Origin of the sequence: Cylindrospermum sp. FACHB-282, from assembly GCF_014697195.1 — a bacterium.
GTDB lineage: Bacteria > Cyanobacteriota > Cyanobacteriia > Cyanobacteriales > Nostocaceae > Cylindrospermum.
On record NZ_JACJRJ010000037.1, the window covers coordinates 1 to 15753 of the forward strand.

The following is a 15753-nucleotide window of genomic DNA, read 5'->3' on the forward strand; positions in this document are numbered from 1 at the left end:
TTAGCATAATCTGATAGTTTCATATTTGTTGTTCTAAACCTTGACAACTATCTTAATACATTTATCTATATTTGGTAATGTCTGTCTATAAAATCAGAGAAGTTTACCAATACTTTGCCTTTAAATCTTATTGTTGTAATATTGCTGACTCTACCATGACTACCATAAATAGAATTGACCTGCAAGTGTTAGTACAACTTCTACAACGGGCAAACTTAATAAGCAGCTTCATCTGGATTTTTCAGCCAGATAGGAGCACTGTATGTAGTATGAGAAAGTTATCAGCGGAGGTGAGGGAAGATTTGGCAAGTCAACTTCAACTTTTTTGCCCTAAAAAAATGACTATGAAACCAATTGCGCTGCACAATTCGCGATCGCAATCAGTATGAGCCATTGAGATCAGTTACTGTGAGTAAGCGCTCTTACATTCAGCAGTCATGTAGCCAAACAGTCTTATTGGTCGAAATGCTCTGCTCTTACCTGATTCAGAAATATCTCTAAGAAATCAGATTATTCTTTATCCGACTGCCTTTGCAGCAGGAAAGCGGTGCATGAAATCTCAAGCAAACAGTAAGCCTAAAATTTTGGTTGTCGATGATGAACCAGACAACCTTGACTTGCTTTACCGCACCTTCTATCGCGACTATAAGGTGCTGAGGGCTACCTCTGGTCCTGCGGCACTGGAACTGCTCTCTCAAGAGGGCGAGGTCTCTGTGATCATCTCCGATCAGCGGATGCCGATGATGAGCGGTACAGAATTTTTAAGCCTGACAGCAACTCAATATCCAGATATTATCCGGATTATTTTAACTGGCTACACCGATGTCGAAGACTTGGTAGAAGCAATTAACGCTGGTAAGGTATTCAAATATGTCACTAAACCGTGGGAGTCAGAGGAACTCAAAGCTGTGGTACGCCAAGCTTTGGATACCCACAATGTTCTCAAAGCCCGTACCCGCGAACTCACGCGCACACTCCGTCAAGAATCACTGCTAAATACTGTCACGAATACGATTCGCAGTGCTTTAGACTATCGGCAAATTTTGCAAGCAATTGTGGACACAGTGGGCCACATGTTGGTGGTGGATGTCTGCCTGTTGCGTCCGGTACATGATGAGCAGTTAGCAGAGGCGGGATTTATTTACCAAAAAGTTGCGAGTGAGGGTGGAGCAGCGGTTTCAGGAGATAGCAACAGTATTGTTTCTGGCTCCTCATCCGCCCTATTAGCTCAAACGGTGTGGGAAACCCGTGAGGTGCAGGTAATTGCCGATGTGGTAGGTGACGATCGCATCTCAGGTCAACGTGCCGCAGCTTTTGCTGCTGCTAATATTTGCTCCAGCTTAATTGTGCCGCTGATTTGCCAGCAAGAACTGATGGCAGTGCTGGCCCTGCACCAGTGTTCCCAACAACGCCTCTGGGCAGAGGAAGAGGTGCAGCTGGTGTTGATGGTAGCAGATCAGGCAGCCCTAGCTTTGTCTCAAGCCTATGCTTACGAGCAAGTACGTGCTTTGGCCAAGCGAGAGAAGCTCGTTAATACGATTACTAGCGCTATTCGCTCTAGCCTAGACCCTCAAGATATATTTGCGGCTATAACTCAGCAACTAGGACAAGCTTTACAAGTTGATGGCTGTGCTTTGTCTTTGTGGACAGAGGACGATGAATTTGTTCAGTGTGTAGGTTTGTATGATAGTTCTCAAAATCTAGAGTCAACTCAGGACAATAACGTAGATCACAATCATCGCCTTGAGCTTCTGCAATCGCCCTATGGACAAGCCCCAATTCAGGATAATCCCATCCTGCAAGAAATTTTGCGGACACTGGAACCAGTGGTAATTGCTGACACTAGCAACTCTCCCTCAGAAGTTCAGGGTTTTGATTTGCCTTCAAAAATGCTAGCGCGATCGCCGAACCCTTACGGAGAAGATCCCCGTTGGCATAGCCTGTCCGCAGGACTGACGGCACTACGCTCTGCCAGATCACTCATGGTTGTACCCTTAGTGGCTGATGGCAAATGTATCGGCAGCATCACCCTCCGGGAAGGAAGTAAAGTGCGGCGGTGGCTTTCATCTGATATTGAACTGGCTTTAGCAGTAGCATCACAAGCTGCGATCGCCGTGCAGCAGTCACGCTTATATCATAAAACTCGCGAGCAAGCAGAACGCTTATTAATACTAGACAAACAAAAAACTGAATTTTTCCAAAATATCTCCCATGAATTCCGGACACCAATCACCTTGATTCAAGGGCCTTTAGAGTCAGCGGTGGCCCTTGGTGAGGGGTTATCCTATTCCCAAAGTGCGATCGCACTTCGCAATTCCCGCCGCCTACTGCGATTAGTAAATCAACTACTAGATTTACAACGCCTAGACGCTGGGAGAATGCAGCCTAGTTTCCGTCCCTGTGATTTAGTCGAATTTGTCAACCAAATTGTCGAATCCTTCCGCCCCTACTGTGAGAAAAAGGAACTGCATCTGGTCACCGAGTTGGTTGAATGCCCTACAGTCTATTTGGATCTAGAAAAATTTGACAAAGTGGTTTACAACCTGCTGTCAAATGCCATGAAATTTACGCCCGAAGGAGGCAAAATCACTGTCAGACTGCAACCAGAAGCTGGACATTGCATATTGCAAGTAGAAGACACAGGAATTGGCATCGTTCAAGAACAAATTCCCTACCTATTTGAACGCTTCCGCCAAGCTGAAGGCTCCGAAAACCGCTCCTATGAAGGCAGTGGTTTGGGTTTGTCTTTAGTCAAAGAATTGGTAGAAATGCACGGCGGCCAAGTCACTGTGGAATCAGTTTATGGACAAGGTACCATCTTTACCTTATTGCTAGTCACTGGCACAGCGCACTTACCCCCGGAGCAAGTACTAGAAACCTCTGAGCAAATAAACACCAGCCGCGCCAGCGTCGAATTGGCTGATTTAGAACAAGTAGAGTCAACCACAGATGAGTTTGAAGATATTACCAGAAACTCCTCACCCACTTCTGACTCTCAGAACTCCAAGGGACAAAGTCTCTTTCCCCTAGGGAATGGACACCTAATTTTAGTCGTAGACGACAACCCAGATCTACGAGGCTATGTAGCTGATATTCTCCGTCGCAGCGGCTATCAAGTCCAAACAGCTCGTAACGGTTATGAGGGGTACGGTATAGCTCAGGAAATTAAACCCAGCTTAATCGTCACTGACTTAATGATGCCCCTAGTCACAGGACTGGAGATGATTCGGATGATCCGCAGCGAAGAGAACTTGAGAGGCACACCGATCATACTACTCACTGCCAAAGTTGACGAAGAAACCCGCATCGAAAGTACAGAACACGGCGCCGATGCTTATTTAGCTAAACCATTTAATGACCGGGAACTTTTAGCAGAAGTCCGCAATCTTGTAGCCTTAAAGGAAAATGAACGCCGGGTTTTGGAATTAAACACATACCTCACAGAATCGGTACTCAAGCGCTTTTTACCGCCTGCATTGGTGAAAAAAGCCGCCGCCGGGACTTTAACCCTAGATTTGCGCCCAGAACCCCGCTTGGTCACAGTTTTGTTTAGTGACATTGTCGGTTTTACTCAGCTATCCAATACCCTTAGATCCCGACGAGTGGCAGAGTTACTGAATGAATATCTAGAAGCTATGTCCAAAGTCGTATTTGACAATGGCGGCACCGTAGATAAATTTATGGGAGATGCTATTTTAGCTTTATATGGAGCGCCAGAAGAACTAACGCCAAACGAACAAGTGCGTCGGGCTATTAGTACAGCCAGAGCAATGCACCGCTCACTAGCTCTGTTAAACCAGCGCTGGCACGACCAAGGCATATTTGATTCCGACAGACGCAATGGCGTCCAGTTTCGCTGTGGCATTCACCAAGGTACAGCTGTTGTGGGGATGTTTGGAAGCGCTGAACGCGCCGACTACACCGCCATCGGCCCAAGTGTGAATATTGCCGCCAGATTGCAATCAGCCGCCCTTCCCGGTACCATCTTGGTTTCTGCTGCTGTAGCAGATTATTTGCAGGAAGAAGAAATTACTAAAGGTAGTCCCCTAGAACTCAAAGGAATAGATGAAACAGTTCTAACTTTCTCTGTTTCACCAGAAATAAAGGGCTAGTACCGCTTTCTCGGAATTAAAAATTAACAATTAAAAATTTAAAAAGTAGATTCCACAAGGTTTTGAGTTGAATCTGACTGGTTAGTTATTTTTGCCGCGTTGCACTAGTCTCTAAAATTCAGAGGTTTACACTGGTAGTTTTCCTGCTTCATTTTTTTTAACATGGCATCATCGGTTGCGGATAAAACTCCAATTGTCACAAAATCCTGGAGGAAACACACAGATCCACCTTTTTTGTGGATTACTGTAGCTATAACTTCAGTTTCCTTGCACTTACTGGTGTTTTGGCTAATGCGCTCATCTAATGAGTTTAAACCGTGGTTTCCACAGCAAGACCAAGGTTATGTCGCCATTGACTTGGTAGATATTTCTCCTCAGGCAAAACCAATAGCCAAATCAACATCAACAGCCACAAAAGTTTCGCCAAAACCACCGACAACCCAGCCTACGCTGACACCAACACTCGCTCCAGAACCGACACCGACATCTATATTCGTACCAACACCAATACCAACACCAACACCAACACCAACACCAATACCAACACCAACACCAACACCAACACCAACACCCAGACTCACACCAACACCAACACCAACACCAACACCCACAAATCCAGTCGGTAATTTTCCCGGAAACCGCCGTCAAAAAGTCGTACTGGGAGAGGGAAAGCTACTACCAAAAGACCTTCCATCAGATTTAGCAAATTCAACTGAAGAAACTTCACCAAGTCCCACTGCAGAAATTTCACCAAGTCCCACTGCAGAAATTTCACCAAGTCCCACTGCAGAAATTTCACCAAGTCCCACTGCAGAAATTTCACCAAGTCCCACTGGGGAAACTTCACCAAGTCCCACTGCAGAAATTTCACCAAGTCTCACTGGGGAAACGCCTGGCTCTCAGACAGGGACAGGACTGATAGCTGTCTGGAAAATTTTAAATCCAGAGGAACAGAGGGAAAAGAGGCAAAGAGATTTCGAGGAAGATTTGATTCTACCTACTATCAGCACTAGCGAAAATAAAATAGATTTAACTGATAACAGTAGCCAGGATCTTTCCAAAGGAGAGTTCCTCGTTAGTTTAGTAATTGATAATACTGGCAAATGTATAAGTGCTGAGGTTCAAGATTCAGCCATACCACCAGAGGAAAGAAAAAAATTGGCAGACTTCGCTAAAGAAATTTTCCAAGACGAGAAATTTCAGCCGGCTCGCTTCCCCGATGGCAAAACACCACCACCCTTGAGTAATTTGTTCGTGCGGATCACAATCAGTGTCAACCAGCCCTAAATAGACACTTGATTTTTCACCAAGACTGTGATACATTAAACAAACTGGATAGACGCGGGTGTAGTTTAGTGGTAAAACTTTAGCCTTCCAAGCTAATAATGCGGGTTCGATTCCCGCCACCCGCTTTGTAAAAAATCAACCCGACCCCTCCGCGCTGTTTCGTGGAGAGGATGATAGCTTTTACCCAAATCTGCCGCTGATATAATCTCTGGTGTCTTGCTGCTGCGGATTGTTGAAAATTGTTGCGGTCTTTTCGTACTCCACTAGGTAACCGTTACGACTTCCTGTTTCTGTAGTTCTGACATTGAAAAAAGCTGTCTTATCAGAAACCCGTGCTGCTTGTTGCATGTTGTGGGTGACGATGAGGATGGTATATTGCTCTTTGAGTTCGTGAATCAATTCTTCAACCCGCAAGGTGGAGATGGGATCAAGAGCGGAGCAAGGTTCATCCATTAGTATAATTTCTGGTTGGATGGCGATCGCTCTGGCAATACACAACCGCTGTTGTTGTCCACCGGATAAGGACAGACCACTTTGGTTGAGTTTATCCTTCACTTCATCCCACAAAGCCGCTTTCCGCAGGCTCTGTTCTACCAATTCATCCATATTCCCTTTGTAGCCATTGACTTTGGCACCAAAAGTAATATTTTCTTTAATTGATTTGGGAAACGGGTTTGGTCTTTGAAACACCATCCCAATGCGCCGTCGCACTTCTACAGGATCAATGTCGGAAGCATACAAGTTTTTATCATAAAAATAAATCTGCCCTTCTGCCCGAAATGACTCTATTAGATCATTGAGGCGGTTATAGCATCGTAGCAATGTACTTTTACCGCAACCAGAAGGGCCGATGAAAGCTGTCACCTGATTTTTCGGGATGTCTAGCCAAACATTCTGCAAGGCTAAAAATTTGCCGTAGTAAACATTGAGGTTCTCTGTACGTAAAACGGTTTCATTACCATTCTTTGTACTAATCTTAGTAGCCATAAATAGTCTGGTTTAAGTTTTCGGGATGGTTATGCGTCTTGATAGATCACTAAGCCTTCAGTGGTGCAGTAAAAGTTCCACCACCACCAGTTCAGGTAACTTTTCCGCCAAGATCCAGTTTAGTGTGGCTAGAGGCAGTAGTATCTTTAGCAGTACTAAGAGTTTTTTTTGGTAGCTATATTGTCTAGGCTAGGCGATCCACTGCCAGCAGTCAGACTAATAAAACCGTGTTAACACTGTTATTGAAGCCGGGAGACGATTATTATTTACTGTGCTTAGAGGTGAGAGCATTGCTGTCAATTTTTTATAAACTTTTAGATCATCCCTTCTAAGGTACTCCTAATTGGCACAGCTTATGATAAACAAGAGGTTAACAAAGAGAAAAATCTATGGTTTTTTAGATGAATAGCAAACTTTTATTTTTTCTGTGGACTGAGCAAATTTCTACTTACTCATCTAAGTAAATAGTAATAAATAACACTTTTGATACATCGAGATACAGCTTATATTTACAAAACCTGGTTTTTGCTCCACCTTTTATTATCCCTAGCCGATCCCCGTTCCTCGGAGAAAGCTATCAGAGAAGACAAGTTTCAGCCTAGCTGTCTTACGGCCTCCGAAACCTGATCTTCGCGCCATTCGCCTATACTGGTTGCTGTTGGTTTTCCCTTTTGCCTTTTCCCTTCTGCCTGATAAATGTTTGCTGCTTCTAATCAATTACTTTGGTCCATGATTGGCTTACTCCTGACAATCGGTGGCACTCTCCTAGAAGCCTATGGGATCACCTTACCTTGGAGTTGGAGTCAGCAAGGAATTCAAACCTTTTCTTTAGGTGTCAGCTATCAAATTGGCGCAGTGCTGCTTGTGGGTTGTTTAGGGGGCAAAAATGCTGGTGCACTCTCGCAAATAGCCTATTTAGTGATGGGGTTAACCTTGTTACCTGTATTTTCTGAGGGTGGCGGTATCGGTTATGTTAAGCTATCTCAGTTTGGCTATCTGCTAGGCTTTATTCCTGGAGCTTGGATTTGTGGTCATTTTGCCTTTAAAGCTAGACCTCGACTAGAAACTCTTACCTTTAGTTGTGTTTGTGGCTTGTTAACTGTCCACGTCTGCGGTATTACTTATTTGATCATTAGCTATCTTTTTCAGTTGAAAGGCACAGAAAATTTGCCCTTAATGCAAGCAATTCTCAGATACTCCTGGTTCGACTTGCCAGGGCAACTAGCTGTCATCTGCGCCGTCAGCGTTATAGCATACGTGCTAAGACACTTAATGTTTTATTAGTCGGTTGTCAAATGACTAATGACCCATGACTAATGAATAATGACTAATTGACTATGCGTTTAAAAAATCGCTTCTTCTGGATTGCTGCCTTCATAGCTTTTTTCTTAGACCAGCTGACAAAATATTGGGTGATGCAAACCTTTAGCTTGGGGCAAACGCTACCACTCATACCGGGGATATTTCACTTCACCTATGTTACTAACACTGGTGCAGCTTTTAGCTTGTTAAGTGGAAAAGTAGAGTGGTTGCGCTGGTTATCTTTAGGAGTGAGTTTGGTGTTGATTGCTATAGCAGCCTTTGGCCCAATATTAAGTCTTTGGGATCAGTTGGGCTATGGCTTAATTTTAGGTGGAGCTATAGGAAATGGGATTGATCGGTTTGTTTTAGGCTACGTCGTAGATTTTCTCGATTTTCGACTGATTAACTTTGCTGTATTTAATATGGCAGATTCATTTATAACTATCGGTATTGTTTGCCTGCTAATTGCTTCGGTGCAAAACACACCGACAGGAAGTCGTAGATGGCGGTGATATAATATCTCAACTAACAAGCCTGGAGGTTGATCACCCCCAGGCTGCTGAATCAATTAAATCCCTACTCACTCCTATACAAGGGAGTAAGTTGTGAAGGACTTGCCAATTGGTAGTTAACTACCCTGAGTAGAAGTTTGTGGCAAACTGGTGTCGGGAACTTGACTAGGGGAACTGGCACCTGGTTCGGTGGGGCTTACTGGTGCTGGAGTTAAGTTGCTGGAATTACCAGACTCTTTTGAAGTGGGGTTTACTGGTACTGGATTTAAGTTCTCAGGGTTGCCAGACTCAGGTGATGTTGGATCTGTTGGTACAATTGTACTTTCAGAATTGGTGTTCTCCTGAGCAGGTTTCACGAATGGTATCTTAGTGTTACTAGGAGAACTGGAATTGATTGCTGTGCCACCGGGACAACGGGAATTGAGCGGGAAATGCTCGCACAGAATTTTCATACCTTCTGGTGACAGTTTGATTTCCGTTGGTGAAGTAATGGATGAGTTGCTGGATTCGTCTATAGGGGATTTACTGGACTGGCCTACAGCAACATTGCTGGTGAGTGCCAAAGTTATGGCTGTACCAATCAAGGTCAGAGATTTTCCCTTCATTCTGAAATTCACCTCAAGGTCAACGGATCACTCCGCCCATTAAATCAAACAATCAATTGGAGAAAATCCTCCTAAATGAAGATGTATAGCTTTGCTGCAAAATGTGTGGATATGTTAATGCTGTAAAAATTAAATTATTTGTTGATTGAATGGTAGGTTTTAGAAAAACTAAAGTATATTTACTGACCGTGTTTCTTAAGCTAGGAATAGTAGATAAAATAAGCATTCAAGAGTCGGGAGAAGAACTATTTTTATGTAAACAAGTGACACAAATAACAAACTAATTTCGTTCACTGGATCTAGTCTAGGTGTAAGATTGAATCGGACAAAATTCCGTACAGCCAATTTATTTTTTGGCTTGTGATTAAAATGGTGAAATACCAGCATCAAGATGGCAATTGCCCAAATTTTAACTAATAAACTGTGATGTAAATAGACGATGAGTTCCCCCCATCCTCCTCAAAAGCCACAAACATTACTTGGTCAACTGACTCAAGCAGTACATACTATTCAAGCTAGGGTTGATTTTTCCAAACTGGCGCTCAAGCCTAATGCTAAAGTACCGGAACTCTGGGTGCAGGATGCGGGGGCGGATAAGGCGGAAGTATATCCGCTGTTGGGCGATCGCTATATCCTAGGTCGCAGTTCCAAATCCTGTGATATTGTGATTCGCAACCCAGTTGTCAGCCAAATCCACCTGTCACTGTCGCGGGACTCTACTCAACGCACCCCTGGTTTCATCATTAAAGATGAAAACTCCACCAATGGTATTTATCGCGGTAAGCGTCGGGTTAGTTCTCTAGAACTGCGTCACGGGGATGTCTTTACCCTAGGGCCACCAGAGCTGGCCGCTTCCGTGCGGTTGCAATACGTTGATCCACCAGCTTGGTATGTAAAAGCAGCAACTTGGACTGCTTATGGTGTTGGCGGTGTCAGTGCCTTGTTCGCCCTCACCATTGGGATCGAATCGCTAAAATTTTCCGTCAGACCTCTACCTACAGCTACCCGTGCCCCGGTGGTTGTTTATGCCCGTGATGGCTCTACCCCACTACGAGAGCCTCGGATTACTGCTCACGTCGATATGAAGCAGTTAGCAGACTTTGGGCCTTATCTACCTGCCGCTGTGATCGCTTCTGAGGATAGCCGTTATTACTGGCACTTTGGAGTTGACCCCTGGGGAATATTGCGAGCCGTGCTAATTAATAGCAAGGGTGATACTAAACAAGGTGCTAGTACAGTTACCCAGCAAGTCGCCCGCAGTTTGTTCCGCGATTATGTGGGTAGACAAGACTCACTGGGGCGCAAATTGCGAGAGGCAGTTGTCGCCCTGAAGTTAGAAACCTTTTACAGCAAAGATGAAATTTTGCTGACTTACTTAAATCGGGTTTTTCTGGGGGGAGACACCTCCGGCTTTGAAGATGCGGCTCGATATTACTTTGATAAGCCAGCTAAAGAATTAACTTTGGCAGAAGCTGCAACTTTGGTGGGAATTTTACCTGGCCCCAACGCTTTTGATTTTTGTGGGGATGGCCCGAATAAGTTAGAAGCGGCGGATTACCGCAATCGCGTAATTAAGCGGTTGCTGGAGATGGGCACAATTAAACAAGATGATGCCAACCGAGCTAGACGCTCCACGGTTAAAGTTGTGCCCAGAGTTTGCGAACAGCAAGCCAAAACCATTAGCCCCTATTTTTACAGTTACGTTTTTCGGGAACTGGAATCAATTTTAGGGGAGGGAGCGGCTAGTGAAGGTAACTATATTATCGAAACTCAGCTAGATCCAGCAATTCAGGCACAAGCAGAATCAGCCCTGCGTAATACAGTCAGCAATGCTGGCTCAAGCTTTGGTTTTTCCCAAGGGGCGATCGTCACCCTCGACTCCAGCACAGGCGGTATCCTGGCGATGGTGGGCGGAACTGATTACAAAAAAAGCCAGTTCAATCGTGCTGTCCAAGCCCAAAGACAACCAGGTTCCACCTTTAAAATCTTTGCTTATACCGCCGCCATTGAGCAGGGGATATCGTCATCTAGGAGTTATTCCTGCGCCCCGTTAACTTGGCAAGGCTTTACCTATAGACCCTGTCGGAGTGGTGGTGGCAGTTTAGATATTGCTACTGGGCTAGCGCGTTCGGAAAACCCAATCGCTTTACGGGTTGCTAAGGATATCGGACTGGATAAAGTGGTGACAATGGCGAAGCGTTTGGGGGTAAAGTCATCCCTCGATCCAGTTGCTGGCTTGGTGTTGGGTCAAAGTGTAGTCAATGTTTTAGAAATGACTGGTGCTTTTGGCACTCTTGGCAATCGCGGTGTGTGGAACCCTCCCCATGCTATTAGCCGAATTTTAGACAGTAGTGATTGCAAGGAGCGCAAGGATTTCAAAACCTGCCGTGTCATTTACTCCTTCGATGAAGATCCAGAGGGCAATAAGCGAGTGCTAAAGCCTGAAGTTGCTAATGAGATGACTAGTTTGATGCGCGGCGTCATCACCAGTGGTACTGGTCGCAGTGCTGCCATTGGACTGGGGGAAGCAGGTAAAACAGGTACGACTAATAACAACGTTGATCTGTGGTTTATTGGCTTTATTCCCAGTCGGCGACTGGTGACCGGTATTTGGCTAGGAAATGATAATAATTCCCCTACATCTGGCAGCAGCGCTCAAGCAGCGCAGCTTTGGGGAAATTATATGGGGAGAATTACGCGATAAATGGGTAATGGGTAACAGTTTTACCTTTTTCCAAATTACCCATTACCCATTACCCATTACCGATATCCTTGCCAAGGAGTAACTTCCAGTGTGCCGTTAGGCTTGAATAACACTTGGAAGTGGGCGAGAGCGTCTTTGTTGTTGGGGGCAGCTACATTTGAGCCGTAAATGGCTTGGAAGATTGTCGGTAGGGGTGTTTCCCGAAAATAGTCAAAAGCGACTTGGTTAAGTGGTTCATAGTCAGCGATGACGCCATCTTTGTTCACCGCTACTCGGTACTTCAAATCTCGCGTAAAGGTGGGAGTACCACTCCAACTTTGACGAACTGTATTATAAAGTTTTTGGTTTAAATCTTTGACTATGTTGGTGTCTGTGATTTTTACGCCAATCACCTGTGGTGTATTGGTGTAGCCTCGCCAAGGGCTAACTTCTAGCACACCTTGTTTAGTAAAGACTACTCGGAATTGTGCGATCGGTTCATTGGCAATGGGAGGGCGGTTAGCTGGATTGTAAAGTAGATTAGGCAGAGGAGTTTGCCCTATTGCTTCATTGGCTCCTTCATTCACTGCTTTATAACCGACGATTCCACCATCGGCAGCCACACCTAAACGATAGACCAAATCCTGTTGTAATCCTGAACGATTAGTCCAAGCTGGATGAATTTGGTTATACACTTGGCGATTCAATGCACGCAGCTGGGATGCATCAGCGATTTCGGGAACTGTATTTAAAAGTGCTTCTAAATCTCTAACTACGGGCGTTGCGGCAGTTGTGGGTGCTGTTGTTGGTATGGGTGTTACAGCAGCTATGGGTGTTGTTGTCGGTGTGGGTATTGCAGCCTCTGTGGGTGCTGTTGTTGGTGTGGCTATTGCTGCCACTGATGGCGAAGCAGTGACTTTGGGTGCTGTAGTGCTAGCCTGCTCATCTGGCTTTACCTCTGGTGGACGCACTTGGGGAGCAGGAATTAAGCTAAAGGCCAATGCTGCTGCTGCCAAGCTCGATACTCCCACAGCGGCAGGTACTGCCTGCTTGATTAAGGCGTGACTAGTACCGCTATAGCGTCTGGTAACTGTTTGTAGCTCTAGTGATAACTCTGGTAAGGTTTGGGTGTCAGCGAAAAACTGATCCACTGCTTCTACTAAATCAAACAACTGTACCGTATTCAAATCAATTTGAATGGGGGGCTGTCTACTATAGTTAGGGTTAGACTCAAAACCTTCTGGTGCAATTTCTGAATGCACAATCAGCTTGTGTCGGTTGCTGTTAATTTTTTGCAACTCCACAAGTTCTGATTCCTGGTTGTGGGCTTGTGGGTTAGGGACGTTGCTCAGAAATTCTTGGGCATAGGCACTAACGGATCTGACTAAACTTTCAAAAAATTCCCGCCCTCCCGCTAGGGGTTGACTATAGCTAGATAAATAGCATTCTGCATTTACCAATATAGATAGTTCTGGGCGCAGTTCCTGAAAGTGTGCCGCTTTTGTGACATCGCTTAAGCCTTCTAAAAGCAGCGTACAATTAGGCAAACTGTACTTACGTTGGATATTCATTCTACTTCCCCGTCAAAAAGACTAATCCAGAACCGCTGCATGCCAGCTGTACCGGTACAGAATAGTAATTGTCCCAATAAATTTATAGCCAGTTCATCTAATTTTTCATCAGAATTTAATACCAATAAACCAGAACGTCGGGCGTTCATCCGGCTTTTGAAATGCGCTCTAAACCGTTCTAGGTAATTAGATAACCGCAAATTCTGTTCTAGTGGAATCTGCTTTTCATACATTTGTTGATATATCATTAATAGCTGACGGATGACAACTGTTAACCGCCGCGCTATGTAGCAAGCAATGACTACTAGAGCTTTTGCTTCTAAGATGGTTAAGGGGCGGCGAATATGCGCTCTGCGTAGGGGGTTGGAGCTACGCATCCGCCATAAATTCACCCTGTCTTTAATAATTCCTTTGAGTTCCAACTCTTGGGCAAAACCGAGGATGGCTTCAGAGCCGCCCAGTTCTAAAGCTTCAATTGCTAGTAAGATCAGGTCAATTTGCAACCTAGTTCTCCGAGGACATCCCTTGGAAGCGATCGCCGGATCTGGTAAAGTGTCCAGAATCATCGGCAGTGCCTGGGATGTTGGACTGTTGAACGGCGTTAAACTTGCGGAGACATTCATTCTATAAAATACCTTGTGCGGTTCCAACAGACTGGGTAAAACAAATTTAAGATAGATAGCCAAACTAGAAGGTTAGGCTTGTGCTAGGGGCATAAGTATCCCAATATATACATTACTTAGTCTTTCTACTCAATGGTTGACCTATACTGAAATTTAAGCTTTAAAGCATCGGTCTACCTGTCTTTTTTAGGAGTAAAATTCCATCCCTAGCTTGATTTAAATTTTAATTATCGTCAATGGATGGCGAAAGTCTAGCCCTAATCTCCAGCGTATGACATTATAGTGTACGATTTTTCAGGTATCTGGTACGGGTACTGGGTACTGGGTGTTGGCAAATCTTTACTGAATCCCCAGTACCTGATGCCTAATACCTGATGCCCAATCCCTAATTCCTAATCCCCAATCCCTGTTTTATGGATTTGAAGTCTCTGATTCGTGACATCCCAGATTTCCCCAAACCCGGAATTTTATTTCGGGATATTACCACCCTGCTGCGCGATCCAGATGGACTGCGCTATACTATTGACTTTTTAACACAAAGATGTGTTGAATCGGGAATGCAGGTGGATTATGTTGTGGGGATGGAGGCGCGGGGGTTCATTTTTGGCCCACCCCTGGCCTATCAATTAGGAGCTGGTTTTATTCCTGTCCGCAAAAGAGGTAAGTTGCCGGCGGCGGTTCATGCGATTGAATACGAACTAGAGTATGGTACAGACTGCTTGGAAGTACATCAGGACGCTTTACAACCGGGTAGCCGAGTTTTGATTGTGGATGATTTGATTGCTACGGGTGGAACGGCGATCGCCACGGCAAAGTTGATCCAGAAGATTGGCTGTGAATTGGTGGGGTTTGGATTTATTATCGAACTACGGGATTTGCAAGGGCGTAAACATCTGCCAGATGTGCCGATAATCTCTTTAATTGAATATTAATGTGGTTAGTCGTTAGTCGTCAGTGGTTTTGCCAAACTGATAACTAACAACTGAGGACTGACAACTGACAACTGACAAACTGCTATGACATCTACGAAAATTTCCTTGGAGACAGGCTGGGATTGGCTGATTAAGCTGGTGACGAGCGAGACTTTTGTTTATGTGGGGAAGCGGCTTTTGCAGGCGCTATTGACTTTGTTGTTAGCCTCGGCGTTGTCATTTTTCATTATTCAACTGGCTCCAGGAGATTATGTAGACACGCTGCGGCAAAACCCGAAGATTTCCCCGGAGAGAATTGAGGAAATTAAGCGGCAATTTGGATTAGATAAGTCTTGGCCAGAGCAGTTTGGGCTGTGGTTGTGGCGAATTTTTACTAAGGGGGATTTTGGCACAAGTTTTGTTTACCAACGCTCGGTTGCGTCGCTGCTATGGGAGCGAGTACCGGCGACTTTGCTATTAGCGATCGCATCTTTAATTGCCACATGGGCGATCGCTATCCCTTTAGGTATCATGGCCGCTGTCAATCAAAATAAGTTATTTGACCGGGTTTTACAGGTGATTAGCTACGCCGGACAAGGTTTACCTAGTTTCATTACCGCCCTAGCTCTGCTGGTCTTTGCTCAAATTACCTCGCCTTTATTCCCCATAGGCGGCATGACTAGCGTCAATTATACAGAACTGTCATGGTTTGGCCAAATCCTAGATGTCGGCTGGCACATGATTTTGCCGACTATCGCCCTATCAATTACTAGCTTTGCTGGTTTGCAACGGATTACTCGCGGCGAATTACTCGATGTGCTGCGTCAAGATTATATCCAAACGGCCCGCGCTAAAGGATTACCAGAAAATCGTGTAATTTATGTTCATGCTCTCCGCAACGCGATCAATCCCTTAATTACCTTATTGGGTTTTGAATTAGCTAGTTTATTAAGCGGCTCATTTATTGCCGAATTTTACTTTAACTGGCCTGGTTTAGGTAGGTTGGCTTTACAGGCTGTACAAGCACAAGATTTATATTTGTTAATGGCTAGCTTACTTATGGGCGCTGTGTTACTGATTGCTGGTAACTTAATTGCTGACTTGCTGCTGAAAGCTGCCGATCCGCGTATTCGTCTGGAAGATTTGAATTAGTCATTGGT

General features: G+C 44.9%; 11 protein-coding genes and 1 tRNA gene. 8 read left to right on the top strand and 4 right to left on the bottom strand.

Translation table 11 applies throughout. From position 1 onward, the window contains the following. Positions 1-551: 551 nt before the first annotated feature. The 3 genes from H6G32_RS18285 to H6G32_RS18295 all read left to right on the top strand — a co-directional run bounded on the left by H6G32_RS18285 (position 552) and on the right by H6G32_RS18295 (position 5524). Positions 552-4112, top strand: a complete 3561-nt coding sequence (locus tag H6G32_RS18285; protein ID WP_190460794.1) for a response regulator — start codon at positions 552-554, stop codon at positions 4110-4112. Between the two features lie 291 nt (positions 4113-4403). Next, on the top strand, positions 4404-5399 hold the full coding sequence (locus H6G32_RS18290; protein ID WP_190460796.1) for a hypothetical protein: 996 nt from the start codon (positions 4404-4406) through the stop codon (positions 5397-5399). A gap of 54 nt (positions 5400-5453) precedes the next feature. Next, a tRNA-Gly gene (locus H6G32_RS18295) sits at positions 5454-5524 on the top strand. A gap of 55 nt (positions 5525-5579) precedes the next feature. Here H6G32_RS18295 and pstB read toward each other — a convergent pair. Continuing rightward, a complete protein-coding gene (pstB, locus tag H6G32_RS18300) occupies positions 5580-6386 on the bottom strand; it encodes a phosphate ABC transporter ATP-binding protein PstB (protein ID WP_190460798.1) in 807 nt (268 codons plus the stop codon). 696 nt (positions 6387-7082) lie between these two features. Between pstB and H6G32_RS18305 the strand changes: the two genes are divergently transcribed. Together H6G32_RS18305 and lspA are read left to right on the top strand one after the other, a co-directional pair. Next, positions 7083-7670 (top strand): biotin transporter BioY, encoded by a 588-nt coding sequence (locus H6G32_RS18305; protein ID WP_190460800.1) that lies wholly within the window; start codon positions 7083-7085, stop codon positions 7668-7670. Positions 7671-7723: 53 nt separating this feature from the next. Further along, positions 7724-8200: a signal peptidase II gene (lspA, locus tag H6G32_RS18310; protein WP_190460802.1), complete on the top strand. Its 477-nt coding sequence runs from the start codon at positions 7724-7726 to the stop codon at positions 8198-8200. Between the two features lie 116 nt (positions 8201-8316). On the opposite strand, the gene H6G32_RS18315 is transcribed toward lspA, so the two are convergent. After that, complete coding sequence (locus H6G32_RS18315) at positions 8317-8805, bottom strand: hypothetical protein (protein ID WP_190460804.1); 489 nt, start codon at positions 8803-8805, stop codon at positions 8317-8319. A 439-nt stretch (positions 8806-9244) separates the two neighbouring features. Between H6G32_RS18315 and H6G32_RS18320 the strand changes: the two genes are divergently transcribed. Beyond that, a complete protein-coding gene (locus H6G32_RS18320) occupies positions 9245-11509 on the top strand; it encodes a transglycosylase domain-containing protein (RefSeq protein ID WP_190460806.1) in 2265 nt (754 codons plus the stop codon). Between the two features lie 56 nt (positions 11510-11565). Here H6G32_RS18320 and H6G32_RS18325 read toward each other — a convergent pair whose 3' ends face one another. Continuing rightward, positions 11566-13059: a DUF4335 domain-containing protein gene (locus H6G32_RS18325; protein ID WP_190460808.1), complete on the bottom strand. Its 1494-nt coding sequence runs from the start codon at positions 13057-13059 to the stop codon at positions 11566-11568. Next, on the bottom strand, positions 13056-13682 hold the full coding sequence (locus H6G32_RS18330) for a DUF3038 domain-containing protein (protein WP_190460810.1): 627 nt from the start codon (positions 13680-13682) through the stop codon (positions 13056-13058). The genes H6G32_RS18325 and H6G32_RS18330 overlap by 4 nt, the downstream gene beginning before the upstream one ends. A 413-nt stretch (positions 13683-14095) precedes the next feature. On the opposite strand from H6G32_RS18330, the gene H6G32_RS18335 reads away from it, so the two are divergent. Then, positions 14096-14614, top strand: a complete 519-nt coding sequence (locus H6G32_RS18335; RefSeq protein ID WP_190460812.1) for an adenine phosphoribosyltransferase — start codon at positions 14096-14098, stop codon at positions 14612-14614. Between the two features lie 84 nt (positions 14615-14698). After that, positions 14699-15745, top strand: coding sequence for an ABC transporter permease (locus tag H6G32_RS18340; RefSeq protein WP_190460813.1), 1047 nt, complete (start codon positions 14699-14701; stop codon positions 15743-15745). Positions 15746-15753: the final 8 nt, after the last annotated feature.

What these genes read in the sequence shown, in the direction of transcription:
- H6G32_RS18285 (WP_190460794.1), top strand. Translation starts at nt 552, where the DNA reads ATGAAATCTCAAGCAAACAGTAAGCCTAAAATTTTGGTTGTCGATGAT.
- H6G32_RS18290 (WP_190460796.1), top strand. Translation starts at nt 4,404, where the DNA reads ATGCGCTCATCTAATGAGTTTAAACCGTGGTTTCCACAGCAAGACCAA.
- pstB (WP_190460798.1), bottom strand. Translation starts at nt 6,386, where the DNA reads ATGGCTACTAAGATTAGTACAAAGAATGGTAATGAAACCGTTTTACGT.
- H6G32_RS18305 (WP_190460800.1), top strand. Translation starts at nt 7,083, where the DNA reads ATGTTTGCTGCTTCTAATCAATTACTTTGGTCCATGATTGGCTTACTC.
- lspA (WP_190460802.1), top strand. Translation starts at nt 7,724, where the DNA reads ATGCGTTTAAAAAATCGCTTCTTCTGGATTGCTGCCTTCATAGCTTTT.
- H6G32_RS18315 (WP_190460804.1), bottom strand. Translation starts at nt 8,805, where the DNA reads ATGAAGGGAAAATCTCTGACCTTGATTGGTACAGCCATAACTTTGGCA.
- H6G32_RS18320 (WP_190460806.1), top strand. Translation starts at nt 9,245, where the DNA reads ATGAGTTCCCCCCATCCTCCTCAAAAGCCACAAACATTACTTGGTCAA.
- H6G32_RS18325 (WP_190460808.1), bottom strand. Translation starts at nt 13,059, where the DNA reads ATGAATATCCAACGTAAGTACAGTTTGCCTAATTGTACGCTGCTTTTA.
- H6G32_RS18330 (WP_190460810.1), bottom strand. Translation starts at nt 13,682, where the DNA reads ATGAATGTCTCCGCAAGTTTAACGCCGTTCAACAGTCCAACATCCCAG.
- H6G32_RS18335 (WP_190460812.1), top strand. Translation starts at nt 14,096, where the DNA reads ATGGATTTGAAGTCTCTGATTCGTGACATCCCAGATTTCCCCAAACCC.
- H6G32_RS18340 (WP_190460813.1), top strand. Translation starts at nt 14,699, where the DNA reads ATGACATCTACGAAAATTTCCTTGGAGACAGGCTGGGATTGGCTGATT.